General features: G+C 60.6%; 21 protein-coding genes. 19 read left to right on the forward strand and 2 right to left on the reverse strand.

Annotated features, from left to right (window positions below; translation table 11 throughout):
* Positions 1-60: 60 nt before the first annotated feature.
* Together C0398_07205 and C0398_07210 are read right to left on the reverse strand one after the other, a co-directional pair.
* Positions 61-5766, reverse strand: coding sequence for a hypothetical protein (locus C0398_07205; protein MBA4365763.1), 5706 nt, complete (start codon positions 5764-5766; stop codon positions 61-63).
* Positions 5767-5964: 198 nt separating this feature from the next.
* Positions 5965-7896: a hypothetical protein gene (locus tag C0398_07210; GenBank protein MBA4365764.1), complete on the reverse strand. Its 1932-nt coding sequence runs from the start codon at positions 7894-7896 to the stop codon at positions 5965-5967.
* A 317-nt stretch (positions 7897-8213) separates the two neighbouring features.
* Between C0398_07210 and C0398_07215 the strand changes: the two genes are divergently transcribed.
* The 19 genes from C0398_07215 to C0398_07305 all read left to right on the forward strand — a co-directional run bounded on the left by C0398_07215 (position 8214) and on the right by C0398_07305 (position 24926).
* On the forward strand, positions 8214-9650 hold the full coding sequence (locus C0398_07215) for a phosphomannomutase (protein MBA4365765.1): 1437 nt from the start codon (positions 8214-8216) through the stop codon (positions 9648-9650).
* A gap of 20 nt (positions 9651-9670) precedes the next feature.
* Positions 9671-10555 (forward strand): UTP--glucose-1-phosphate uridylyltransferase, encoded by an 885-nt coding sequence (gene galU / locus C0398_07220; protein ID MBA4365766.1) that lies wholly within the window; start codon positions 9671-9673, stop codon positions 10553-10555.
* A gap of 45 nt (positions 10556-10600) precedes the next feature.
* Positions 10601-11470, forward strand: a complete 870-nt coding sequence (rfbD, locus tag C0398_07225) for a dTDP-4-dehydrorhamnose reductase (protein MBA4365767.1) — start codon at positions 10601-10603, stop codon at positions 11468-11470.
* On the forward strand, positions 11467-12207 hold the full coding sequence (locus C0398_07230) for a spore coat protein (protein MBA4365768.1): 741 nt from the start codon (positions 11467-11469) through the stop codon (positions 12205-12207). The genes rfbD (C0398_07225) and C0398_07230 overlap by 4 nt, the downstream gene beginning before the upstream one ends.
* The gene (gene rfbC, locus C0398_07235; GenBank protein MBA4365769.1) at positions 12207-12773 is read left to right on the forward strand and encodes a dTDP-4-dehydrorhamnose 3,5-epimerase; all 567 of its coding nucleotides are present in this window, start codon (positions 12207-12209) and stop codon (positions 12771-12773) included. The genes C0398_07230 and rfbC overlap by 1 nt, the downstream gene beginning before the upstream one ends.
* Entirely contained in the window at positions 12770-13627 is an 858-nt protein-coding gene (gene rfbD / locus C0398_07240; protein MBA4365770.1) for a dTDP-4-dehydrorhamnose reductase, read from the forward strand. Before rfbC ends, rfbD (C0398_07240) begins: the two co-directional genes overlap by 4 nt.
* Positions 13620-14621, forward strand: coding sequence for a dTDP-glucose 4,6-dehydratase (gene rfbB / locus C0398_07245; protein MBA4365771.1), 1002 nt, complete (start codon positions 13620-13622; stop codon positions 14619-14621). The genes rfbD (C0398_07240) and rfbB overlap by 8 nt, the downstream gene beginning before the upstream one ends.
* Positions 14622-14695: 74 nt before the next feature.
* Complete coding sequence (locus tag C0398_07250; protein ID MBA4365772.1) at positions 14696-15004, forward strand: hypothetical protein; 309 nt, start codon at positions 14696-14698, stop codon at positions 15002-15004.
* Between the two features lie 136 nt (positions 15005-15140).
* Positions 15141-16148 (forward strand): 3-oxoacyl-ACP synthase, encoded by a 1008-nt coding sequence (locus C0398_07255; GenBank protein ID MBA4365773.1) that lies wholly within the window; start codon positions 15141-15143, stop codon positions 16146-16148.
* Positions 16051-16776: a hypothetical protein gene (locus tag C0398_07260; GenBank protein MBA4365774.1), complete on the forward strand. Its 726-nt coding sequence runs from the start codon at positions 16051-16053 to the stop codon at positions 16774-16776. Before C0398_07255 ends, C0398_07260 begins: the two co-directional genes overlap by 98 nt.
* On the forward strand, positions 16730-17146 hold the full coding sequence (locus tag C0398_07265; protein MBA4365775.1) for a hypothetical protein: 417 nt from the start codon (positions 16730-16732) through the stop codon (positions 17144-17146). Before C0398_07260 ends, C0398_07265 begins: the two co-directional genes overlap by 47 nt.
* Positions 17143-18267, forward strand: coding sequence for an erythromycin biosynthesis sensory transduction protein eryC1 (locus tag C0398_07270; protein ID MBA4365776.1), 1125 nt, complete (start codon positions 17143-17145; stop codon positions 18265-18267). The genes C0398_07265 and C0398_07270 overlap by 4 nt, the downstream gene beginning before the upstream one ends.
* Positions 18264-19322: a hypothetical protein gene (locus C0398_07275; GenBank protein MBA4365777.1), complete on the forward strand. Its 1059-nt coding sequence runs from the start codon at positions 18264-18266 to the stop codon at positions 19320-19322. Before C0398_07270 ends, C0398_07275 begins: the two co-directional genes overlap by 4 nt.
* A complete protein-coding gene (locus C0398_07280) occupies positions 19319-20164 on the forward strand; it encodes a glycosyl transferase (protein MBA4365778.1) in 846 nt (281 codons plus the stop codon). The genes C0398_07275 and C0398_07280 overlap by 4 nt, the downstream gene beginning before the upstream one ends.
* Positions 20161-21138: a hypothetical protein gene (locus C0398_07285; protein ID MBA4365779.1), complete on the forward strand. Its 978-nt coding sequence runs from the start codon at positions 20161-20163 to the stop codon at positions 21136-21138. Before C0398_07280 ends, C0398_07285 begins: the two co-directional genes overlap by 4 nt.
* Positions 21128-21907 carry an ABC transporter permease gene (locus tag C0398_07290; GenBank protein ID MBA4365780.1) on the forward strand — a complete coding sequence of 260 codons (780 nt, stop codon included), beginning with the start codon at positions 21128-21130 and terminating at the stop codon, positions 21905-21907. The genes C0398_07285 and C0398_07290 overlap by 11 nt, the downstream gene beginning before the upstream one ends.
* On the forward strand, positions 21904-22641 hold the full coding sequence (locus C0398_07295) for a sugar ABC transporter ATP-binding protein (protein ID MBA4365781.1): 738 nt from the start codon (positions 21904-21906) through the stop codon (positions 22639-22641). Before C0398_07290 ends, C0398_07295 begins: the two co-directional genes overlap by 4 nt.
* Positions 22628-23584: a rhamnosyltransferase gene (locus C0398_07300; GenBank protein MBA4365782.1), complete on the forward strand. Its 957-nt coding sequence runs from the start codon at positions 22628-22630 to the stop codon at positions 23582-23584. The genes C0398_07295 and C0398_07300 overlap by 14 nt, the downstream gene beginning before the upstream one ends.
* The gene (locus C0398_07305; GenBank protein MBA4365783.1) at positions 23571-24926 is read left to right on the forward strand and encodes a hypothetical protein; all 1356 of its coding nucleotides are present in this window, start codon (positions 23571-23573) and stop codon (positions 24924-24926) included. Before C0398_07300 ends, C0398_07305 begins: the two co-directional genes overlap by 14 nt.
* Positions 24927-25035 lie beyond the last annotated feature (109 nt).

A 25035-nucleotide genomic window follows, 5' to 3' on the forward strand; every position in this document is an offset into this window, starting at 1 on the left:
CGCAAACCGCCCCCGGCAACTTGTCGGGGGCGGAGGGAGTGTGGAAGATAAGGCTTGGCGTTACGGCCAGTAGGTGAAGGAGATGGTCCGGCTCAGTGCGTCCCAGGCAAGGTCGAGGCCCAGGTTCTCTGCGATGAACCGGAGAGGAAGGAAAGTCCGGTTGTTGATGATGACAGGAACGACCTTGGTGTTCATGCCGTCAATCGCAACCTTCTTGCCACTTACCAGACCCATCGGGTCACCGATGGTCACCGCCACGGTACGGCTGCCGAGCGTGACTGTTGCGGTCCTGGTGGTAGCGTTCCAGACGACCTTGCCTCCCAGGGTCTCGATGAGAGCACGGAGTGGAAGCAGGGTGCGGCCATTCTGGATGACGGGCGCAGCGTCGAGGGCAACGAGCATGCCGTTCACGTCCATCTCAGCCTTGCCAATGGTGAGCGTGACGGTCTTGAAGGAAGGAAGCAGGGCTGAACGGGTATAGGTCACGATGAAAGTGGAGCTTACCGTGTGACCGACCTTGTCCTTTGCTTCGATGACGATACTGTTGGCTCCCTTTCCAAGGATGAGCGTCTCACGGAAGGAACCGTCCAGGAACGGGATCACTTCTGTTCCGTTGATGGTCATCGACCTCAGGCCTGAGACGGCATCTGTGACACTGCCGGTAATGGTCAGCCCGGGTTTCGTGACGGAAGCAGGGAGTGCAGGATCGAAGATCAGCACTGGATTCTGGCTGTCCAGGTAAATGACCAGCTTCTGGAGCGTGTAGTTGCCGGCAGCATCGGATGCACTGATCTCAACGTCATTGCGACCTTCTGCAAGGGGCACAGGGTAGGTGACGGAACCGGTCCCGACCGGGTCCACGATCACGATACCGTTCGCCTTGATAGTCCACTTCGCGGACCCGCTGTTGTCGTCCAGCATGAATGTGAGCGGGAAGGGAGAGGCCCCCACCATGAAGGTCTGGACCGGCCCTCCGGACCAGCCGGTCACGCCAGCCATACTCCTGAAGTCCGGCAGGGTGATGGTGGGCGCCAGCATGTCAGGCACAGGCCTGAACGTCACGGCAATCGTGTGGTTGCTCTCGACGTCCGTGAGGGTCACGGTGTAGCTGAGCTTCCAGGCCGCATCCTTGAGGATGACCCCGTCGACGGCCAGGGTGTCAATCAGATAGCCGGGGTCGGGCTTGACAGCGTAGGCCTGTGTCGCGTGGTAGGCAAGCGGGCCCGTGCCGGGGGTCACCTTGCCATGAAGACCGGCGGTAACCGTGATGACGAATGCGTCAACGGCATAGAGGATACCGACGTCACCTGCGTTTCTCACTCGTACCCTGCGACCATACGCGTACTCGCCGGACAGGCCGATGCTCGACAGGTAATCTCCAACTCTCAAGTCCACGGGAAGCGTCCCGACGTACCCGTCGATGAACACGACGATGGGGCCTGAACCATCATCGGTCACGCAGGTGCCCGCGTCGATGATTTGTGTGACGAAGCCCTCTGCCTTCACAAGCCAGCCTTCGTTTTCATTGTGTCCCAGTGCGCCGGTCGTGAATGCTCTCGGTAGAGGTTCAGTCGTCCATCCAACCCAGATGAAATCGTCGGTAAAATCGCTGAACTGAAGTTCAATGTCGCCGTTGTACGCATCGACAACACCTTTCATCTGAAGGACCGCACCCAACGGGATTCTGACATCTGAGGGAATCGTACCGAATACCGTGATTCCGCCGGTTGCGTCCTGGAGGTAGATCACGTCGAAGAAAGTGCCAGAACCGGCAGTGACGACACCCTCGATGGTTACGGTCTCCCCGAGCCTGTCTGGAATGCCGTCGCTGTTCAGGTCTTCGCGGACTTCTGCGATGCTCAGTACCCTGGTGTAGTTGCACAGCCAGTCGACAAGGTTGAGTGAGAATGCCTCGTTGTTGCATGCCGCCTGTTCATCCACCCAGTTGCCCAGTTCGTAGTTCGAGAAGATCGACCTCCCAAGAACCGCGACTCTCGAACCGGTCGGGAGCGTCTGGACGGCCATGGTCGGCATCTGTGCGCCGCCCGGGTTTGAGTGGTAGCTGTACGTGTAGTACCCGACCCCAACGTGGGTCAGGTTTGTCGTGTCATCCTCATCCCAGCTTGTCTGGTTGGCATAGCCGAGCACTTCGATACTCTTCGCCGGGTCCGACACGAGAGGCGTCCTGGCCGGTGTTATGAGCGTTTCGCCACTGAAGAATCTGACATTGGAGATGTCATCTCCGATGCCGCTGGGGGTCTCGGGGAAGTTGAGGACGTTGAGGGACCACTGGTATCCGTAGTTGTTGACGTCATCGTACACGTTGTCGCTATTGAGGTTGATCCCGATGCCCATCGACGTGAGGAAATCGTTGTAGCGTGTGGGATCCTCACCATAGTTGGACTTGCCCGCAAAGAGCAACGCGCCGCCACCGCTGACGTACGCACTGATGGCTGCCTGCTCGTCGACGGAGATATCTCTTCGGCCAGTCCCACTCTGAGGATATGGGATGATCAGGAGGTCGACATCCTGAAGAGTGGCAGTGGTAAAGGGAGCGTTGTTCTCGAGGACCTTGTAGCCGTTGTTCTTGAGCAGATCGGCAAACTCCGTCAGGTTGTACAGTCCTGACGTCGACGTGTAGTCGTTCTTGTGGTACCTGTCGATCACGACAGTATGGTCGATCGTCTCGATGACCGTGATGCCGAGAGCCGCCGTATTGTCGACGACAGGGTCCTCGGGGGGGCCGGACAGCACGGCGTAGACCGTGACGACTCCACTTGCCGCAGGTGTCCAGGTGATGGACACGGTATCGCTTCCACCGACTGCCACATCGACCGTGCCTGTGCCAATCAGCGTCCCACCGTCCGCAGGATTGCCGAGATAGAAATGCGCGCTCAGCGAGCTGTATGCGAACAGGCCAAAGTTGTTGACCGTCGCGGTCAGCGTCAGCGGCTCATTGGGGAATGCGACCGAAGGCGAAGACGTGAGGTTGGTGACGCGCAGGTCGACGTCGCTTGGCGGAGTCCAGATCGGAGAGGAAATGGCAATGTCCCCGTCAGCTTCGACCACCTTGAGGTAGTACCAGTTACCGCCGCCCGGATTCGTATAGGCGTAGTCCCAGCTCATGCTGTTCGAACTGCCCGTCGTCGAGGCAAGGACCCGTCCTCCCGTCGTGATGATCTGTATTGAGGCGATCCTGTCGGCCGAATCGGGATCGACGAGCTCGACATGGAAGCTGATGGTCTCTCCCTCTGTACTTGGGATGGTTGAGCCCATCCAGTACCCGTTCGCAAGGAAGGAAAGCTGGAGGTTCCTGTCTTCCGTCCCGTAGGTCCTCATGGCCTTCATTGCAGCAAGAACCTCTGCTTTTGTGAGCGAACTGGCCACGATACCCGTGAGGTTGTTGGGGGGGAAGCCCCAGTTCGCAGCATGGTTGTCCTGGTTGTTGGTGGCACCCACGTGCCAGCCCTTGTCAAGAGCATAGATGTAGGACGCCTCGAGCCGCGCATAGGAATAAGGGGGGGAGCCGTTGCCGACTTCCTGGAGTGTCACTTTCTGGTCGACAGCGGCGTCATAGCCGAAGGAACCGAAGTCCTGAAGGGTGAACGGATGGTTGAATTCGGCGATGGCATCCGGCTGCGTCTTCAACCAGGCGTAGAATTCTGCCAGCGTGTCGTAGTTTGCATCATTCCTGCTGACATAGGTCGACGTGTTGTAGACATTCATGTGTCCTTCGGCGCTATTGGTGTATTCGAACCCTGCAAGCCCGACAAATGAATCATTCTGGGTGAAGCTGCCTGCCTGCGTCTGCGTGTCCGCCCATTCGGCTGAACTGACGCTGTTGGAGTGATCGGTGATGGCAAGGAAATCGACATTCGCCGTATCTCTGGCATAGGCGAAGGCGTCAGCAGGAGTCAATGCGCCATCGGAATACGACGTATGCGAGTGGATATCGCCCAGATAGTGGCCTGGCGTCGCCAAGGATTGGATCACGGTGAAATACCAGCTGATGTTCTTTGTGTTCCCGACATCGTCGCTTACGCTGACGGCAACGGTGTGCGTACCCAGCGCAAGGTCAGCTGCAGGAACGTACGTGACATCGGAAGAGGTCACTGTCGAGAGACTTGTGACATTGACGGCGTCGACCGAGATAGAGACAGAAGATGTGTCGATGGGGCTCTCGGCATCGCTGAACTCGGCCGAAATCGCAGGCCTCTTCTCATAGATTGTCGAGTAGCGGGGGGGAGTGAGACCGAAAATGTCAGGCGGTGTAGAATCACCTGAGACGGTGGGGCCTGCTGTTGTAACAGCGGGGGCTCCCGTGGCATTCGCACCGCCCAAGTCCTTCGCCTCGAAGGAATACGAGTAGTCCCCTGGCATCAACGTTGCTGAGTAGGTATAAAGCTTTCCGTCGGTATAGGTCGTGTCGCCAGCATCAGCTTCGTTCATGGCAAACGGACTGCCGACGGTCTCTACGCTGCTTTTCAGGATGTGAACAACGGGATAGCCAGCTTTCGGAGCGTCGTTGTCGGCATCCGCGTACTTGACGCGGTATATGAAGGTCGTCAGATTACTCCCCGTCTGTGGATCCAGACCGTCAGACACGTAGTTCGGTTCTCCCGTCCAGTCCAGCGTGGGAGCCACGCCTGCCGTCATCGTATGAGACCCGAGATGCGAGAAATCGTTGACTGCATAAGCATCCCACTGCAGGGAGGGGTCGAAGGCATCGGTGCCGTCGGGATCGCCCTTCATGACTGAGGGCTTGCGCACCAGCGTGTGATCCTGGGTCGTAATGGGGGAAGTTCCCCAATAGGTCCCGGGGTCAACGCCGATCTGACCAAACACGTCCACGTGAGAGCTATCCGAAACTCGATCAAGCGAAACGGCGTCGTCACCGTTGAAGTTGATGACCGTGGAGCTTATGACATCAGCTACGGCCAATATGGCTGCGTCGGCACTCCCGTGCGCGATGACATAGCAGTCACCTGCGGCAAGAGTACCCGTCAGCAAGAGTGTCTGGCTTGGACTTCCAGCGCCATTCGTGTACAGGCACAACTTGTACTTCGAAAGGTCTATCGCCAACCCTCTTCCGTTGTACACTTCTATCGCCTTGTTGTAGCTGGTGCCTTCGATGTACTCGGAGATAATGAAGCCATCGTCGGCCATCGTATGAGTTCCGAGATATGTGTACGTGTCCTGGGGATAGAAGTCCCATTCCAGCGATGGATCGAAGGCGTTGCTCCCGTCGGGATCACTCTTCATGACTGACGACTTGCGCACCAATGTGCGGTTGAGCGTATTGTTCGTTGCATCGCCCCAGTAGGTCCCGGGGTCGAAGCCGATCTGACCGAACACGTCGACGCGAGATCCGTCCGAAACACGCTCAAGCGAAACGGCGTCGTCGCCGTTGAAGTTGATGACCGAGGAACTCAGGACATCCGCCACGGAAGTGATCGCAGACACTGCACTTGCATTTGCGATAACGTAGGTGTCGCCCGCAACAAGAGTCCCCGAAAGCACGAGTGTTGCAGTCGCCGAAACCGAGCCGTTGGAGTACAGAACAAGCCTGTACGCCGAGAGGTCGATACTGCTCAGCGTGCCATTGTAGAGTTCTATTGCCTTGTTGTAGCTGCTGCCTTCCATGTACTCCGAGATGATGAAGCCGTCGTCTGCAAATGCTGCAGCCGTGGGCACGGGTCCAATGGCGCCGGAGAACAGTGAAACGATCAGACAGACCGCGATGAGAACCGACAGACACTTCCTCATGATCCCTCCCCCTTGGAGTCCAACAGATTATGGATTGTTGCTACTGGGTTCTAGTTTCCTGCGCTTGGAGCCGTCTTCAAAGCCTCATGAGTCTAGGTTACCTTTGCTCAAGATTCTGTCAAGGCGTCAGTCATTTCTAGTTAGAATTTGCAGAGCCCCGGCCCGTGGCACGGGCCGGGGGCTGCCTGTCACTCTATCCTACGGTGTAAACGTTATCGTTATCGCCTTGGTGGTTGGGTTCCATTCGACGTCCAGTGCGAGCCCTTGCGAGACAAAGCGGAGAGGAAGGAGCGTTCTTCCGTTCTTGATGAGGGGAACGACCCTGGGATCGCTGTCGATCTGGAGCAACTGACCATTCAGCAGTGCCACGTTCCTGCCGATCCACAGCTCCACTGTCATGGCTTTCCGCACGATGGTGACTCTCCGTTCCGACGCTTCCCAGGCGATAGTCCCTCCGACCGCTTCGACGACTGCGCGGATGGGGAGAAACGTACGTGAATTGAGGATGATGGGGGCTGCCTCCAGAACGACTGGGCTGCCATCCACAAGCATTGTGCTACTCCCGATCTTCAGCTCAATGACTCTCTTGACCTCTACAGCGAAGGAAGCCGTGACAGTCTTGTCTGCATCCATTGCGATGGTCGTGGGGTTCTTCGTACCCGTGAGAGCGCCGGACCACCCGGTGAATGTGTAACCGGCAGTTGGGGTAGCTGAGACCGTGACAATAGTGCCAGCGAGGTACGAAGTCTGATCAGGGGTCTTTGTGATCGTGCCGTTGACCGGAGACGTAACCGTAAGGGCATAGGCGTCGGGCGCGAAGGAGACGTGAATAGTGTGACTGGCTTGAACGTTCGTGAAACTGTAGCTGGTCACAACCCCAACGGAGACACCGTCCACCGTGACATCGAGGATGTGGTAGCCTGCGTCCGGAGCGATGGTGAACGTCTTGCTCCCACCCTCGGGGACGGTCTGCAGGGCGTCTGGGGTGATGGTGCCTCCCGTCCCCGCAGAGGGCGTCAGCGTGTCCGTGTGAACAGCAAACGTGGCGGTAACAGTACTATTCGCGTTCATAGTAGCGGTTGTTGGGTTTGTGCTGCCCGTGAGATCACCAGACCAGTTCACAAAGCGATACCCAGCAGCGGGGGTAGCAGTGAGGGTGACGGCAGTACCAGACGCATAGGATGGGGCATCGGGAGACCTGCCGATGGTACCACCGGTGGGAGGAGAAGAGGTGGTGGTCAGGGTGAAGGACTTCTCCTCCCACAGGCAACTGGAAAGAGGAGTAGTCCGCACGGGGGCGTTGGTCAGCTGGACCCATTCGCGAGGACTGGCTGAGATGAGTCGCTGGTCGGTCGTGTGAGGCTCGACGCAAGTGCCATTGTAATTGGCGTACCCTGCCACAGGGTGCCCTGGGGTTTGCAGCGCCCCACATGTGTAGACCGGGTTGCGCCATCGGACTTGGGCACGGGGCGTGGTAGCAACGACGCCGTAGCCGGTTTCCATCCAGACAACACAGCCATCAATAGAGCTTCCTTTGGAGTAGATCTCTCCCAGGTCGCGCTCTGTGTTTGTGCTCAGGTCCGTGATCCGGAATCCCCATGCCCAACTACCGTCGCGTTGCTGGGCCTCACGTTCAGCGTGGTAGTGATACCATCTTCCTATCACCCAAGGTTGATCAACCACGATGCTCTGGGTGTCGCCCATTCGCCTCAGGCTGTAACCACCCCAATTCGCCTTCTGGCCACCGGCTGCCCATTGCAGACCACCATGGGCAGCGCCTCCCCCATCTGAGAAATTCGTCTGGATGGCGAAATAGTACAACCATTCTGGGTCAGGATCAGAAGGAAAGGCATCGATGCAGACATCGATGCCATAGGAGCGCACGTCGCCGGTGCCTGCAGGATACGCCAGCGACGTATGAGTACTGCGAGGCTCACCGTAATCAATTGGAATGGAGGCGGCAAGGGTGATCAGGTCGATGGCAGGAGACGGGATATTGCCTGATTGCGGAAGCTGTGTCCAGGTCCCCGTGTCTGCTGCCCGTGCGGTGGGGGCACCCATCGCCACACCTGAAAGGATCAAGACAAGACACAGAACCAGTGTCAAGACAAATCGGACCGATTGTTTCATAGTCAAGTCCTCCTTTGAACTCCTGTGGTTCTCGTACCACTATCATTACCGTAACTGCGCGTGCGGAGAATGTCAAGCGTTCTGTTCACCTGGCGAGTGACCTTGCCAGCCTGCGCGGTGACGTGGTGCACGCCGCCTGCGTCCGGGCAGTGTGTGCCTGTTGCCATTGGGACCCTCTTTTCGTTTGACACCTCTGCGCCCTCGACTATCATGGATAGAAGAATCCAGACATGGCGGGAACGTATGGCGGCCGATGAACCGTTGCTTGGACAGGCAGTTACTGGCCATGGCAGTTGAGAGTGTACGGGAGGTGGCTCATGGCGTTCGACAGGTCGATGTTTCGCATGTACGATATCAGGGGTGAGGTCGGCAAGGAACTGACGCCCGAAGTAGCCCGGCGTATCGGTCAGGCGTACGTTCACCTTGTGCGACAGCGGACGGGCGCGGGCTTGCCGACCTTCGCGGTCGGCCGTGACGTGCGGCCTAGCAGCGAGGACCTTGCTGATGCGCTCATCGACGGGATGACGAGCCAAGGCGGCAACGTCGTCGACATCGGTGTCGTGCCCACGCCTACCCTCTACTATGCCCTGTTCTCTCTGCACGTGGACGGCGGGATCATGATCACCGGCAGCCACAACCCTCCGCAGTACAACGGGTTCAAGGTCGCCATCGGCCGGGAGACGCTGTATGGCGACGACATCCAGCGCATCGCGGACCTGGCGGAGATCTGCCGCCCCATCGTGTCACAGAGTGGGACCGTGTCGCGGCTCGACCTGCTGTCGACCTACCGTGACGAATTGGCAGGCCAGTTTGGGCATGGACCTCTGGGCGGAGCGGGCAAGCCAAGACTCAGGGTCGTCATCGACTGCGCCAACGGCTGTGCAGGACTGGTCGTTCCGGCCCTGTTGAAGAAGCTGGGCGTTGACGTGGTGTTCATGTATGTTGAACCGGATGGCACCTTTCCCAACCACCACCCCGACCCGGCCCGCCTGGATACGCTGGAGGGATTGCGCCGGCGCGTGCTCGCCGAACATGCGGACTTTGGCATCGCCTATGATGGCGACGTCGATCGCATCGGCGCCGTCGACGAGAAGGGCGACATCGTCTGGGGCGACAAGCTGACCTACATCTATGCCGCCGACATCATCGCGCACTGGAAGGGTCCGGGCAAGGCCAAGGTCATCGGGGAGGTCAAGTGCTCCAAGACCCTCTTCGACGGTGTGGAGAAGCTGGGTGGCACTGCCATCATGTCGCCGACGGGGCACTCGCTCATCAAGAAGAAGATGCGCGAGGAGAAGGCCCAGCTGGCGGGCGAGATGAGCGGCCACATGTTCTTCGCAGACCGCTACTATGGGTACGACGACGCCATCTACGCTACCCTGCGCCTGCTGGAGATCGTAGCGAACGGCCTCAGGGCCGACCCGAGGTTCGTGTTCTCCGACCTGCTCAGGACACTGCCGTTCATGGTGGCTTCCCCTGAGATCCGCAGACCCTGTCGCGAGGAGGAGAAGGACCACCTCGTGCGTGGGTTCGTCGACGCGTTCCGTCGGAAGTTCCCCAAGATGGCGCACACCATCGTCAAGGTCGTCACCATCGACGGCGCCCGTATCGAATGGGCGGACGGCTGGGGACTGGTTCGCTCCAGCAACACCGAACCCCTGCTTGTCCTGCGGTTCGAGGCGACGACGCAGGAGCGGATCGACCAGTTGAAGAAGGCGTTCGACGAAACGCTGGCATCGCTGGGTACGCCATGAGCGAGCGCAGAGAGGGTGCGATGGGACATACGGGAGTCCGTAAGGCGGTCATCCCGGTCGCCGGCATGGGGACGCGCCTCCTGCCGCTCACCAAGTCGCAGCCCAAGGAGATGCTGCCGGTCGTCGACAAGCCGGCCATCCAGTATGTCGTGGAGGAGGCCATCGATGCCGGCATTCAGAGCATCCTGATGGTGACGGGGCGCGGCAAGCGTGCCATCGAGGACTACTTCGACCACTCCGTCGAGCTGGAACACGAGCTGGAGGCCCATGGCAAGCTCGACGACCTGCGCGCAATCCAGCGCATTTCGAACCTGGTCCAGGTCTACTACGTCCGCCAGAAGCTGCCGCGTGGTCTGGGAGACGCGATCCTGCAGGCGCGCGCCTTCATCGATGGCGACCCGTTTGCCGTTCTCCTCGCGGACGACATCATCGACGGTCCGACACCCTGCCTCGTGCAGATGCAGCAGGTCGCGCGCCGGTACCCGGGCATGGTCGTCGCGGTCATGGAGGTCCCGCGGGAGGAGACGTCCAGCTACGGCATCATCGAGGGGACCCAGGTTGCGCCTGGCGTCTGGGACGTGAGCCGCCTGGTGGAGAAGCCCGAGCCCGCCGATGCACCCAGCAACCTCGCCATCGTGGGCCGCTACATCCTGACGCCAGGCATCTTTGACGCCATCGAGCACACCGAGCCGGGCAGGAATGGCGAAGTCCAGCTGACCGACGCCATCGAGGCCATGCTCCCGTTCAAGAAGGTCTACGCCTGCGAGTTCAAGGGGACCCGGTACGACATCGGGGACCGGATGGGCCTGCTCAAGGCTAACATCGCCCTTGCGCTCCAGCGTCCGGAGATGGTAAACGACCTGCGGGAATTTCTGAGTGAGACCCTTGAGACCCTCTTCGACTAATCTTGGTACACTGTTCATTACCCCCGTGAGTGGTAAGTTCAGAGCATGACCGTCGTCGTGATGGGGGCCGGAGGGCGCCTGGGCAGGGAGTTCAGGGACCGGCTGTCGTCGCTGGGCGACCTGACCGGCCTGACGCATGTGCAGTGTGATGTCGCCGACAGCCTGGCGGTCGAGCGTGCGGTGCTGGAGCTCCAGCCGACCGTGGTCATCAACTGTGCTGCCCAACCCAGCGTCGACGCGTGCGAGAAGGAGCGTGACCAGGCGTACCGCATCAACGTCCTGGGCGCGCGCAACGTGGCGCACGCCGCCTACAAGGTGGCGGCCAAGGTCGTGCACTTTAGCACGGACTACGTCTTCGACGGCACCGCGGATAGGCCATACGTCGAGTGGGACACGCCCAACCCAATCAACTGGTACGGGCGCACCAAGCTCATGAGCGAGGAGGCTGTCCAGCGCGCAAATCCCGACAGCCTGATCCTGCGCATCGCCAATGTCTACGGCGCGCACGGCGACAACACCGTGACAGCAGTCGTGCGGTCCGCGCAATCGGGCACGGCGCTCACCCTCCCCGACGACCAGATCATGAGTCCCACGAGTGCGTCCGAGGTCGTCCAGCAGACCATGTTGCTCATCCAGCGCGGCGCCACCGGCCTCTATCACGTCACTGGGAAGGGCCAGACCTCGAGGTATGAGTTCGCCCGCGCCGTTGCGACGATCCTCGGGCTGGACGTTCAGCTTGTCGCCGTGCATGCCGCCGACATCCCCGGCCGTGTGCCGCGCCCCCTGCGGACGCCCCTCGCGCACGAGCACCTTCGCCTCGAGGGTCAGGACATGATGAGCGAGTGGAACCAGGCTCTATACGAGTTCCTCGTCGATCACAAGTGTGTGCTGTTGCATGGAGGAGAGGATACATGAAGGGCATCGTCCTTGCAGGAGGCACCGGATCGCGTCTCTATCCCCTGACCACCGTCACCAACAAGCACCTGCTCCCCGTGGGCAACTACCCCATGATCTACCATCCCGTCGCGCGTCTCAAGCAGGCGGGCATCACCGACATCCTCATCGTGACCGGTCGTGATCACATGGGGGACGTCATGGAACTCCTGGGCAGCGGGCACGACTTCGGCCTCGACTTCACTTACAAGGTGCAGGACCAGGCAGGCGGCATCGCCCAGGCACTGGGCCTTGCCCGCGGCTTCTGCTGTGGCGATTCCTGCTGTGTCATCCTGGGCGACAACGTCTTTGAGGACGACCTGACGCCCGCGGTCACAGCATTCATGGCACAGGGGTCCGGCGCGCGCCTGCTCCTCAAGCAGGTCGACGACCCGGAGCGCTTCGGCGTGGCCGAACTCTCTCCTGACGGTCATATCCTGGGCATCGAGGAGAAGCCGCACCAGCCGAAGTCCAGGTACGCCGTGACCGGCATCTACCTGTACGACAGCGCCGTCTTCGACATCATCGACACGCTCAGTCCGTCCCACCGGGGCGAGCTGGAGATCACCGACGTCAACAACGCCTACATCCGTGCGGGGACCTGCACGTACGCCGTGCTCGACGGATGGTGGACGGATGCCGGCACGTTCCCGTCACTGCGCCGGGCCAGTGAGCTCGCCGCCGACCTCCACCTCGGCTTGGAGGAGGTGCCACGCTGATGGGAGAGCAGTTCACCTTCCACACGACCGACCTACCCGGTGTGCAGTGGATCGAACCTGTCGTGCACGGGGACGACCGTGGCTTCTTCATGGAGACCTACCGCGCCCGTGACTTTGCCACCGCCGGCATCTGGGACGTCTTCGTGCAGGACAACCACTCCCGGTCAGCGCGGGGTGTCCTCCGCGGCCTGCACCTGCAGAAGACGCATCCCCAGGCCAAGCTGGTCCGCTGTACCTCCGGCGCGGTGTGGGACGTCGCAGTGAACGTCGACCCCGCATCCCCCACGTTCGGCCGCTGGTTTGGCATCGAACTCTCGGGCGCCAACAGGCGCCAGCTCTACATCCCTGCAGGCATGGCGCACGGGTTCCTGTCGCTTGCAGTCGGTACCGAGGTCGTGTACAAGTGCTCCACCGAGTACGACCCGGGAGACGAGGCGGGGATCGTGTGGTCCGACCAGCAACTCCGCGTGGGCTGGCCGCTCCAGGACGTCGGCACCCCCGTCGTCTCGCTCAAGGACGCCGGCCTTCCAACCTTGGCGCAATACCTGAAGGAGCGTGCAGGGTGAGGCTCCTCGTCGTGGGCGCCGACGGCCAACTGGGCAGTGATGTCGTCCGCCTTCTGTCCCCCACGGTCGAGGTGACCGCCCGCGTCATGGATGAGCTGGACGTCACCGACCGCGGTGCTCTGCGGCAGGCCATGGAAGCGTCGCATCCCGACGTCGTGGTCAACTGTGCAGCGTACACTGCGGTGGACCGTGCCGAAACGGAACCGGACGCCGCGTACCGCGTCAACGTCCTGGGCGCACGCAATGTAGCCCAGGCCGCACGGCGCGTCGGCGCCCGCGTCGTGTACTTCTCCACCGACTACGTCTTCGACGGCACGGCGACGCAGCCGTACGACGAGGACGCCCCCACGGGTCCCCTCTCCGTCTACGGCAGGACAAAACTACTGGGCGAGCAGGCGACCCGGGAGGCCAACCCCGACCACCTCATCCTGCGCCTCGCCTGGCTGTACGGCAGCACAGGGCACAACTTCGTTCGCACGATCCTGCGCCTTGCCCGTGAGAAGGACGAACTGCGCATCGTGGACGACCAGGTCGGCTCTCCCACCTTCACCGAGGACGTCGTGCACCAGCTCTGGACAGCCATCGAGGACGGCTGCTCCGGGACCTATCACTGCGTGAACGCCGGGCAGGCCAGCTGGTATGCCTTTGCGAGTCGCGTCGTGCACCGCCTGGGCCTGAATGTCCCCGTCGTCCCCATCCACACCGCAGACTACCCGACACCTGCCCGCCGTCCCGCCTACTCCGTCCTGGCCGACCGCAAGTTCGAGCTCGAACAGCTGAACAGCATGCGCCCCTGGGAGGACGCCCTCGACGACTGCCTCCTGCGGTACCACGAGGTGCTGTCCCATGGCTGAGACCATGCTCGTCACCGGGGGCTGCGGCTTCATCGGCTCCTGCTTCGTCCTCCAGCAGATGCAGCGGTATCCTGATATCCATCTCATCAACCTCGATGCGCTGACGTATGCCGGCAACCCGGACAACTTGCGAGAGGTTGCGGATGATCCTCGATACACCTTCGTGCAAGCCGACGTCGCCGACCGTCCCGCCGTGGAGGCCGTCTTCGCGCAGTATCATCCCACGCTGGTCGTCCACTTCGCCGCCGAGTCCCACGTGGACCGCAGTATCGATGGCCCCGACGTTTTCGTACGCACCAACGTCCTGGGTACCCAGGTCATGCTGGACGTGGCCCGCAGGCAGTGGCAGGAGGACACGTGTATGGACACGGCCCGCTTCCTCTACATCAGCACGGACGAGGTGTACGGCGACCTACCCATCGAGAGCACTGCAAAGTTCACCGAGGACTCTCCCCTGCACCCCAGCAGTCCCTACAGCGTCTCCAAGGCAGCGGGCGACATGTTGGCCCAGGCTTATCACCGCACGTACGGCCTGCCCACGCTCATCACCCGCAGCTCCAACAACTACGGTCCCCGCCAGTACCCCGAGAAGCTCATCCCCCTGACCATCAAGAAGGCGCTGGCCGGTGAGCCCATCCCCGTCTACGGCGACGGCCGCAACGTCCGCGACTGGCTGTACGTCGAGGACAACTGCCGTGCCATCGACACTGTCCTGCGCAAGGGAACCCCCGGAGACATCTACAACGTGGGCGGGGACAACGAGCTGAGCAACATCGACCTCGTTCACCTGCTCCTCCACGCCCTCGCCGCACAAACCAGCAGACCCGAAGGCGACTACACCAGGCTCATCACGTTCGTCCCCGATCGTCCTGGACACGACAGGAGATATGCGGTTGATTGTGGCCGCGTGGCGCGATTGTGGGAGCAGAGTATTGCACCGGGAGGGCACAAGGAATTCGCCTGTCGCCTGTCAGCGCTTATACACGGATTCTGATGAGAGCAGCCGGCTGCTAATTGGCCCGTTGCCAGAGTGTCTATTTAGGGGTTCATACAGAGAGGAGATGTGAAATGACGAAGAGCGAGCGTATTGGGGAAGTGGTTCGGAGTTCGCTGGAACAGCTCAATTCGGAACGGTTGCCCAATCAACGGATCTCCTTTGATCCGTCAACGTTGCTGGCAAAGCCCAGAGGGACTCTGGATTCGCTATCCCTGGTGGGGTTGATGGTCGACTTGGAAGTGGGTCTCGAGAACGAGTTTGGCATTACCATCTCACTGGCGGAGGTGGCAGGGACACCCGATGGAGCCGGCATGTTCGTCACCGTCGGAACGCTCACTGCGGCACTGCTGCAGCAAGTAGAGGGATTGGCGGATGTCTGAGCAGTCGACCGCTCTTGTGAACGTCAGCACGGCATGCATCGGCATGGCATTGGATATGTACAGCCTTGGAATGGACGGGCGGCTCCGGAATGTGGAAGCATGACGTCTCAAGTGCTTCGGTTGGGAGGAGTGTGAGATGGGAATTGGGATAATGGGCATCTCATATGCGCTACCGAGCTCTACAGTCTCAAACCAAGACCTTGTGGCGTTGCACCCGTCATGGAACGTGGGCGAACTTGCCGTTCGTACGGGTGTTGAGTTGCGGCACGTGGCGCGCACCGGCGAAACCGCGCTCGACCTGGGTCTTCGGGCTTGCGAAGCACTGTTTGCGGATTGTCCACAGTTGCGCGGGGCTGTCAGAGGGATTCTGTTCTGCACGGAGAGCCCTGACTACATTCTTCCACCAAATGCTTGTGTCCTCCATGGGAAGCTTGGACTCGACAACAGCGTTCTGGCGTTCGATTTCAACTTGGCGTGTTCCGGCTTCGTCTACGGCCTCGCGATTGTCAAGGGGCTCGTCCAGACAGGCATGGGAAGCGACATGATCCTTGTTTGTGGCGACACCTACTCCAAGTTCATGCATCCCGACGACAGGGCGGTCGTGTCTCTTTTCGGCGACGGTGTCGCTGCCTCTTGGATAGGGCAGACGACAGGCAAAGGTATTGTTGACGTAGTCTGTTCGACCGCAGGCAGTGAGTATGAGCGCTTCATTGTCCCTGCGGGAGGATGTCGAATGCCGCGGGATGCACAGACGGCAGTGCCTGCCCTTGACGAGAGTGGCAATGCTCGGAGCGCGGAGAATATCTATATGGATGGTATGGGGATTCTGACGTTCGTGACTTCGAAGGTCCCCCGACAGGTCCGGATGCTGCTTGATCGAAACGGTCTGAAGGTTACTGACATCGATCTCTTCGTGTTTCACCAAGCGAGTGCCCTCGTCCTCGACTCGTTGACGCGCCTGCTCCACCTGAGCACGGAGCAGGTCTACAGGAACCTGTCTCAGGTCGGCAACACGGTATCTGCCTCCATCCCCATCGCACTCAAGGATGCCAGTGACCAAGGCCTCATCCATACCAGGTCAAGAGTTCTGGTGTCTGGCTTCGGCGTCGGCCTCTCCTGGGCCACAGCCATCCTGGAGTATTGACGCTACCATGACGCGGCCGGAGCCAAAGCCTCTGCAGATAGTGCTCCACGGTCATTCCGTGCGACTTCGGGAGGCGAAGGTGGCAGATGCCTCTTTCATCGTAGCACTGAGACGCGACCCCCTGCTCTCAGATTTCATCCATCCCACGTCATCCTCGGTGGCAGCCCAGGAAAGTTGGCTGTTGACCTATGCGTCGAGGCCGGACGATTACTACTTCATCTGTGAGGATAGCGATGGAAAATCATGGGGCACCGTTCGCATCCCAAGTGTCCACGCAAGCGAATTTGAGATCGGGAGTTGGGTGTTCCTCCCCGATGCTCCAGTGGGCGCTTCGATACAGGCGATTCTGCTCGCGTATCGGTTCGGTTTTGAACGCCTGGGGTATGACGTTGCAGTGTTCGACGTCCGGCGAGGCAATGAACGTGTATGGAGATTTCATGAGGCTTGTGGGGCAAGAAGGAATCGCCAGGATGCAGAGAACTTCTACTACAGTCTCGACAGAGCGGCGTTCTCGCGTGCGTGGGTGCGCTACAGTAGCATCGTTGCCTGCCCTGACCCCGTAGACTGGCTACAGGAGGTACATCGTGCTGAGCGAGTGCAGACTCATCGAACTTCCCAAGATCACTGACCCGCGGGGAAATCTCACGGCTGTCGAGGGGGGTATCCAGATTCCTTTCGAGATACGCCGCGTGTACTACTTGTACGACGTTCCGGGCGGGGCGACGAGAGGAGGGCACGCGCACAAAGCGCTGGAGCAGCTCATCATTGCTATGTCTGGGAGCTTTGACGTGGTTCTGGACGATGGGAAGGAGCAGCGCCGATTTCACATGAACCGATCCTACTATGGGCTCTATGTGTGTCCAATGACCTGGCGCGAACTGGACAACTTCTCGTCAGGCTCGGTGTGTCTGGTGCTGGCATCACAGAGGTACAGTGAAGATGACTACTACAGGGATCACACTGCATTCCTGCACGCCGCTGGAGTTCCGAACCCGTGAGGATACCCTTCCTTGACCTGACCGCGGAAAATGCGGAGCGTCGGGCCGATCTCGACGCCTCCTATGCTCGTGTCATGGACGCAGGGCAGTTTATTCTTGGGCGCGAGTGTGAGACCTTTGAGGCCGAGTTTGCAGGGTACTGTGGAGTCCGTCACTGTGTTGGCGTCGCAAACGGTCTGGAGGCGCTCGAACTCATACTCCTGGGAATGGGCATCGGTATCGGGGATGAGGTGATCGTTCCCGGCAACACATTCATCGCGACATGGCTTGCCGTGACGCGAACTGGTGCCAAGCCCGTGCCTGTTGAACCAGACGCCCACACCTACAACATCGACGCCGACCGCATTGAAGCAGCCATAACGTCTCGCACAAAGGCTATCGTTCCCGTGCACTTGTATGGTCAGCCCGCCGACATGGACGCAGTGAACACCATCGCACACCTCCATGGCCTCAAGGTCATCGAAGATGCGGCACAGGCACATGGAGCGCGCTACAGGGGAGAGCGAACGGGTGGATTGGGGGACGCTGCGGGGTTCAGCTTCTACCCCACAAAGAACCTGGGTGCATTGGGTGACGGAGGGGCCATTCTCACAGATGATATGGGACTTGCAGAACGTGTGAGAATCCTTCGCAACTACGGATCCAGGATCAAATACGTCCATGAGCTGGCCGGGTACAACAGTCGACTCGACGAACTTCAGGCAGCTTTCCTGAGAGTGGGGATCCCGGGGCTGGACCGGCGCAACGCAAGACGAAGGGAGATCGCCGCACTGTACGGCCGAGAGTTGGCTGGAGACTCCCGCATCGTGGTTCCGGTCGTTCCAGAGTGGGCCGAGCCAGTGTGGTACGCCTACGTCGTACAGGTGAACAACAGGAGCAGGGTTCAGGAGATGCTGAGAGCTCGTGGCGTTGGCACTCTGGTACACTACCCGGTACCGCCCCACCTGTCAGGTGCGTACGCATCGCAGGGCTTTGATGTGGGTCAGCTGCCGATCAGTGAAGCACTGGCAGACCGCGTCCTGAGTCTCCCGATGGGTTCTGCAATGATTGACGAAACCGTGGTTGTCGTGGCGGACGAGTTGAAGAACGCTGTCTCTCAGGCTGGCGCGGAAGCAGAATGAGCGATCCTCGATTCGGCGGCGTCGCGACCACGACCAAACCAGGTGCAGATGGCGTGGCAGCCAACTCGTTTCCTCTTGTGTCCATCAGTATCATCACGTACAACCAGGCCCAGTGGATACGCGCGTGCATCGAGAGTGCGCTGGTCCAGGACTATCCCAACCTGGAAATCGTCGTGGCTGACGACAGAAGCACCGATGGAACAAACGAAATCGTACAGTCTCTGGCGCTGGAGTATCCAGGTATCGTCAAGCCCGTTTTTTCGCAGGTGAACGAGGGCATCACTCGCAACAGCAACAAGGCCCTGAGGCACTGTAAAGGCAAGTATGTGGCACTGTGCGCTGGTGACGACGTCCTCTTGCCGGACAAGGTTCGTAAGCAGGTCGCGTGGCTTGAGGAGGACGACCGCAGAGTGCTAGTTGGCCACTACGTGGATGTCAAGAACGTGACCCTCGAAACATCGGAGGGGATCTACAGGACGGGCCCGGCAGGCGAGCAAGGCGTGGGGTGCCGGGAAGTCGTTCGCCACGGAGCAGGGTCGACCTTCCTGGGCAGCTCAGTCATGGTCAAGCGGGTAGCTCTTCCACGATGCGGCTTTGACGACCGTATCGACGTAGCGTCAGACTGGAAACTCATCATCGATGTCATCGGAGAGTCGGGCGCGTGGGGAACTGTCCCCGAGGTGTTGTCAGTCTACCGGAGGCATGGTGGCAACACGACGCTGCTGAGACGGCGACAGATCATGGACGATACCATCAGGACGCTCGGTCTTGTGGAATCGGAACGGCCTTGGCTGAGGGCAGAGGTCACGCCGATACGGCGGCTCTACGAATACGCATGGAACAAGGAGCTCTTTCTGGAGGCTGACCCCGGTGCCGACAGGCGCACCATCGCCAAGGCAATACTTCGACCGCCTCCTGGCGTGCCGAGGTGGAAAGCACTGGCGCTCCTGGTTGCGATGTGTATTGGCGGCAGGCGATTGCGCGATGTCCTGAATGCCAGAGAGGCACGCAAGCGTGTTGGGTCACCGTCTCACCCGCTTGGAGCCGACACATGAGTTCCACATCCTCGCAGCCTCTCATCAGCATATGCGTTGGCTCGTACAACCATGGCAAGTTCATCTCAGCAGCACTCGACAGTGTGCTGGCCGACACCTACGGCAACAAGGAGGTCGTCGTAGCCGATGATGGTTCGACGGATGGGACGGCGGACCTAGTCGAAGCCTACGCGCTCCGTCAAGGAGCGTCCAGCGTACCGATCCGGTTGATCCGGAGGTCACACAGTGGCGCCGCGCAGACGTTCAATGCTGCCATCTCCGCGGCAGGAGGGGCGTATCTGGCGCTTCTGGCGAGCGATGACCAGCTGGTGTCTGGCGGGTTGGAGGCGAGGCAGTCCTATCTGGCGTCACACGAAAGGAAGTCGGTCGTGTTCGGCGATGCCCGCGTGATCGATGCTGAAGGATCTCTCACATATGGCAGTGCTCTCCGTGACATGTGGCATACCGATCCGCGACGGTACACCGATGACGCAACCCTCAGGCATGAGTTCATTTGCCACTGGGCTATGCCCGGCAGCGTGATCATGCTCGCGAGGAGTGCAATCGACACGGTCGGCCTGTTCGACCCCACACTGTCGGTCGAGGACTGGGATTTCTGCCTGCGAGCTGCTGCCCGAGGGGCAATAGGCTACGTCGACACCCCCGTTGCCTGCTATCGTCTTCATGGTGACAACAGCAATCTGTCGTCGACAGCGCGTCTGGGCCACTTGGTGGACCTCAGGAGTACGTCATTGCGGCGCATGGGTGACTTTCGATTTCATGACCGCCTTGCGCTTCTCGGCTACGCCGCTAAGTGCACAGGGAGCATCACGCTCGAAGCCGTGCGTCGGGTGTTCCGATGAGTGGACAAGTCACCATACTCCTAGCTACCCACAACGGTCACAGATGGCTGGCACCGCTGGTTCATAGCATACAGGAACAGACGTATCCCGACTGGCGACTCATGGTGCTGGATGACGGTTCAACTGACGACACGCCCGAATTGACGAGAGATCTCCTCGAACGGGAGAAGCGTGCGGTTCTCCAGGTGAGCACGCTTCACAGGGGGGCAGTCGGCACATTCGAGGAGCTGCTCTCTACGGTGTCGACCCCATACTTCGCCCTCTGTGACCAGGATGACGTCTGGCAGCCGCGTAAGCTCGAGGAGTCTGTTGAGCTTCTCGAGAGGACGGGTACAGAGCTGGTCTACACAGACCTCGTGGTCGTCGATGAAGATCTGTGCCAGGTCGCGGCTTCCATGTGGAAGTACTCTCAGATTGTGCCGGTGCGCGGCAAGGCACTGATCCCATTGCTTCTGAGGAATGCTGTGACCGGCTGTACGATTGTCGGACGCACCGCTCTCCTCACGAGAGCACTTCCCTTTCCTCCGGGGATTCCGATGCATGACTGGTGGCTGGCCGTCGTCGCGGCCAGCGGGAGAGGCGTTGAACCCTTGACCCATCCTAGTGTGCTCTATCGTCAGCACGGACAGAATGAGCTCGGTGCATCCGCCCTGTCGTTGAGCTCCCTCAGGCGGCGCCAGTCCCGTCAGGGTGGATCGCTCTCGCAGTATCTGGACGGACGCATCCAGTCGAGGCTGGCAATGGTCATGGCACTTCGGGCCATGGGAATCGACAGAGAGCCGCGGTTCTTGTCCTGGTTCTATCGGAGGACCGGCGCAGTGCGTTTCGTGGTGGCTCCCGTGTACTTTATCTATGCGTTGACCCATGCAGGGATTCTTGGCGTCCGTGCGTTGGGGGTTGACCTGATGCTGAGTTGCTGGCCGGTAGGCGTTACCAGGACCCGGCTGGTCACGGGGGGGAACAATGTCGAGTAGCCGGCGCATTCGCGCAGTGCAGTTCAGGGACCTGGTGCGTGAACTGACGCGCAAGGAGTTGAAGGTCCGCTACCGCAACAGTTTCCTGGGCTACATCTGGTCGGTTGCATCGCCGGCTGCTCAGGCTCTCGTGTACTTCTTCGCATTCAAGGTCGTGGTCCGCATAGCGGTCGACGACTACGGGCTCTTCCTGATTGCCGGCTTGTTCGTCTGGCAGTGGTTCATCAACTCGCTGACTGTCTGTACCGGCGTTTTTCTCACCAACGTGTCGCTCATCAAGAAGGTTGCTTTTCCTAGACAAGCGTTGCCCCTGGCGAGCGTGCTCAATGATTGCCTCCATTTCCTGCTGTCGCTTCCGGTCATTGCCGTCGTGGCTGCGGTCTATGGGGTGTTCCCTCGGCTGTCATGGCTCTATGGACTGCCGATCCTGGTGTTCCTGCAATTCCTGCTTGTCCTAGGATGCGGATTGCTCGTGTCGTCGATAAACTTGTTCTTCCGGGATCTTGAGCGCCTGGTGACAATCCTGCTGAGTATTGTTTTCTACGCCACGCCGATCATCTACCCGCTGGACATGCTGCCTTCGCGATTCCGGCCTCTCGTCTTCCTGAACCCGATGACTCCGCTCGTGGTAAACTACCGCAGTGTCTTGCTCGATGGCGTACTCCAGTGGCAGTACGTGGGGTTGTCGCTTGCGTACGGATTGGTCTGGTTGGGCATTGGCTGGTGCGTGTTTGCTCGCCTGCGCTGGCGGTTTGCGGAGGCGCTATGAACTTGGGGGAGATTCGTGTCGAGCATGCCAGCAAGAGCTACCCTCTCTACTACAGGCTGACCGCGGGGTTCAAGAGTTTCCTGTTTCACCTCCCGTCTGCCCTGAACAGCATGCGGAATGCTCGTTTTGAAGCACTGCACGATGTGACATTCAGTCTTGCACCAGGGGAGTCGCTGGGCATCATTGGGCGCAACGGGGCCGGGAAGAGCACCATGCTGTCTCTGCTGGCAGGGGTCATGCTGCCGTCAGAAGGGATCGTGCAGACGTCTGGCCGCATAGCCCCGATTCTGGAGCTGGGCGCCGGGTTTCATCCGGACCTGTCCGGAGCAGAGAACATCATCCTGAACTCGGTGATTCTTGGGTCGACGCTTCGTGAGGCGCAGGATCACTTCAATGACATTGTTGCGTTCAGCGAACTCGCGGAGTTCATCGAACAGCCGATACGAACTTACTCGAGCGGGATGCTGGTGCGGCTTGGGTTCTCAGTGGCCGTGCACATCCGACCCAAGATCCTCCTGATCGACGAAGTCCTAGCGGTTGGCGATGCCCCCTTTCAGGCCAAATCCCGGAAACGTTTGCTTGAGCTGCGAGAAGGAGGCTCGACCCTGGTCCTGGTCTCGCACTCGATGGAGGCCGTACGCGGCGTCTGCGACCGTGCCATCTGGCTCGAGCATGGCAGGGTGCGGGGCGAAGGCTCGGCGACCGGCGTGACTCAGGCGTATGAGTCTTCCTGACACCGCTGTCACAGCTTTGGTCACCCTCACTCTGAACGCCGGCACGACTGCAGTTGCTGTGATCGCAGGCGTACAGTCGCAGCGCCTGCAGCCGCAAGTATGGCTGGTGCTGGATTCGGGCTCCTCCGACGGTACAGTGCAAGCCTTCACACAAGCCGGTGCCGACGTGGTGCCAGTGGACAGAGCACTGTTCGACCATGCCGCAACACGGCAGATGGCGGTCGACCGGCTGGATGGGGCAGACGCCGTCGTGTTCATGACGCAGGATGCCGCGCTTGCGGACGCCGACGCGCTGGGCACGCTGGTTGCGTGCCTGGAGGACCCGCGGATCGGCGTGGCATATGGCCGGCAGGTCCCACGGCCGGGTGCAGGCGCCATCGAGCGCCATGCCCGGCTGTTCAACTACCCGGATGCCGGAGCCGTGCACATGATGGACGATGCGGCGAGGCTCGGCATCAAGGCGGCCTTCTGCTCCAACTCCTTCGCCGCTTGGCGGCGCTCAGCACTGCTTTCGGTGGGGGGCTTCCCGTCCCCGTGCATCCTGGGCGAGGACATGCTGACTGCCGCACGGCTGCTTCAAGCCGGGTACGGCGTCGTGTACTGTGCCGACGCTCACGTGGTCCATTCGCATGCCCTGACGGCAGGTGGGGAGGCCCGGCGCTATTTCGACACCGGCGTCATGCATGTGGACAACGCGTGGCTCCTTGAGGCATTCGGGTCCGCCGGGGGCGAGGGGATACGCTTCGTCTGGTCCGAGGTGCGTTACCTGGCGACGCGCGGCGCAGTCCTGCGTATTCCCGAAGCCCTCGTGCGCGACGTTGTCAAGCTGGCCGCGTACCATCTGGGACGCGCGTATCGGCTCCTGCCCAGGGACTGGTGCCGCAGGATGAGCATGAACCCAGGGTACTGGGACCACGGGAGGGGAGACCATGCGACGACGTAGCCTGCGTCCTCTCCTTGATGCCCTCTGCCTGCTGGCGGCGTTCCTGCTGGCCCTGCTGGTGCGCTTCCGCTTCGAGACGTCGACCATCGACGTGCAATGGTATTGGGTATCGCTGGGACTGTTCGCCGGTGTGGACATCGGCTACCTGTACCTGCGGGGGATGTATGACAACGGGCACGTCACCGCGGACCGGACCGCCGTCGTGGTCGACGGACTCGTCTACGCGACGTTCCTGTACCTGCTGGTGGCCTACCTGGTCAAGAACACGCTGTTCTCCCGCCTGACGCTTGTGTACTTCCTTGTCCTGTCCTTTGTCCTGCAAGTAGCACTGGAGAGGGTCATGGTCGCCGTCCGGCGACGCAGGTATGCGCGCGGCATAGACCTTGTGCCTGCCGCCCTTGCCGGCAGTGTGGACGACTTGGCAGCAGCCGGCCTGGACGCGCTCAGCCTTCAGCGAGGGCTGGGGATGCGGCTGCTGCAGACTGAGGGTAGGGTGGTCACGGCGGGTTCCTCTTCCGAACTTGAGGTACTGCTGGACGTCGGCACGGCACGCGCCGTCTTGCTGGCGTCGCCCCTGCCCGACACGTCACAGATCGTAGAACTGTGCCTGCGTCGTTACGTCACCGTCTATGCGCTCGGCGGCACCGTGCACACTTTGCCGTATCCCTCCGATGTCCTGTTCGTGGACCACACGCCGGTGCTCAGGGTGAGGGACCTCCTCGTTGCCGGCGTGGGCGCGCGCGTCAAGCGCCTCATGGACGTCGTGCTGGCGGGGCTGGGTGTCGTGATCCTTTCACCGCTCCTGCTGGTCCTCGCGGTGCTGGTGAAGCTCACGTCGCGCGGGCCCGTTCTGTTTGGGCACCGACGCCTGGGCGAAGGGGGCAGGCCCATCTGGGTCTTCAAGTTCCGTTCCATGATGGTGGACGCCGAGGCGCGCCTGCAGGTCCTGCTTACCGCCGATCCCTCCCTGCGCACAGAGTACGAAGCGACGTACAAGCTGAGGAACGACCCGCGAGTCACGCGGCTGGGACGCTGGCTGCGCCGGACGTCGCTGGACGAGCTGCCCCAGTTGCTCAACGTCCTCCACGGTGACCTCTCACTGGTCGGACCGCGTCCTATCGTCGCGGACGAGATTGCCAAGTATGGCCCAGCGTCTGCTGCCATCCTACGGGTTCGTCCTGGTGTCACCGGCCTGTGGCAGATCAGCGGGCGCAGTGACCTGGACTATGCCGAGCGCGTGCGGCTGGACATGGACTACATCACGCACTGGAGCCTATGGCTGGACCTGCGCATCCTTGCGGCTACGATTCCCGCGGTTCTGCGCAGAAAGGGAGCGCGCTAGTACGGGCAGTACAGGGTCAACTGGTAAAGAGCGCTATGAGTGGTAAATCAGCGCCCGAGGCAGAGGCAGGATCGGATTCCCGCTTGCGCGGGAATGATGGATGAAAGGC

The organism is Coprothermobacter sp. (assembly GCA_013824685.1).
Classification (GTDB): Bacteria; Caldisericota; Caldisericia; order Cryosericales; family Cryosericaceae; genus Cryosericum.

Excerpts from the sequence above, each read along its gene's own strand:
- C0398_07205 (MBA4365763.1), bottom strand. The coding sequence starts at position 5,766 with ATGAGGAAGTGTCTGTCGGTTCTCATCGCGGTCTGTCTGATCGTTTCA.
- C0398_07210 (MBA4365764.1), bottom strand. The coding sequence starts at position 7,896 with ATGAAACAATCGGTCCGATTTGTCTTGACACTGGTTCTGTGTCTTGTC.
- C0398_07215 (MBA4365765.1), top strand. The coding sequence starts at position 8,214 with ATGGCGTTCGACAGGTCGATGTTTCGCATGTACGATATCAGGGGTGAG.
- galU (MBA4365766.1), top strand. The coding sequence starts at position 9,671 with ATGGGACATACGGGAGTCCGTAAGGCGGTCATCCCGGTCGCCGGCATG.
- rfbD (MBA4365767.1), top strand. The coding sequence starts at position 10,601 with ATGACCGTCGTCGTGATGGGGGCCGGAGGGCGCCTGGGCAGGGAGTTC.
- C0398_07230 (MBA4365768.1), top strand. The coding sequence starts at position 11,467 with ATGAAGGGCATCGTCCTTGCAGGAGGCACCGGATCGCGTCTCTATCCC.
- rfbC (MBA4365769.1), top strand. The coding sequence starts at position 12,207 with ATGGGAGAGCAGTTCACCTTCCACACGACCGACCTACCCGGTGTGCAG.
- rfbB (MBA4365771.1), top strand. The coding sequence starts at position 13,620 with ATGGCTGAGACCATGCTCGTCACCGGGGGCTGCGGCTTCATCGGCTCC.
- C0398_07250 (MBA4365772.1), top strand. The coding sequence starts at position 14,696 with ATGACGAAGAGCGAGCGTATTGGGGAAGTGGTTCGGAGTTCGCTGGAA.
- C0398_07255 (MBA4365773.1), top strand. The coding sequence starts at position 15,141 with ATGGGAATTGGGATAATGGGCATCTCATATGCGCTACCGAGCTCTACA.
- C0398_07260 (MBA4365774.1), top strand. The coding sequence starts at position 16,051 with ATGCCAGTGACCAAGGCCTCATCCATACCAGGTCAAGAGTTCTGGTGT.
- C0398_07275 (MBA4365777.1), top strand. The coding sequence starts at position 18,264 with ATGAGCGATCCTCGATTCGGCGGCGTCGCGACCACGACCAAACCAGGT.
- C0398_07280 (MBA4365778.1), top strand. The coding sequence starts at position 19,319 with ATGAGTTCCACATCCTCGCAGCCTCTCATCAGCATATGCGTTGGCTCG.
- C0398_07285 (MBA4365779.1), top strand. The coding sequence starts at position 20,161 with ATGAGTGGACAAGTCACCATACTCCTAGCTACCCACAACGGTCACAGA.
- C0398_07290 (MBA4365780.1), top strand. The coding sequence starts at position 21,128 with ATGTCGAGTAGCCGGCGCATTCGCGCAGTGCAGTTCAGGGACCTGGTG.
- C0398_07295 (MBA4365781.1), top strand. The coding sequence starts at position 21,904 with ATGAACTTGGGGGAGATTCGTGTCGAGCATGCCAGCAAGAGCTACCCT.
- C0398_07300 (MBA4365782.1), top strand. The coding sequence starts at position 22,628 with ATGAGTCTTCCTGACACCGCTGTCACAGCTTTGGTCACCCTCACTCTG.
- C0398_07305 (MBA4365783.1), top strand. The coding sequence starts at position 23,571 with ATGCGACGACGTAGCCTGCGTCCTCTCCTTGATGCCCTCTGCCTGCTG.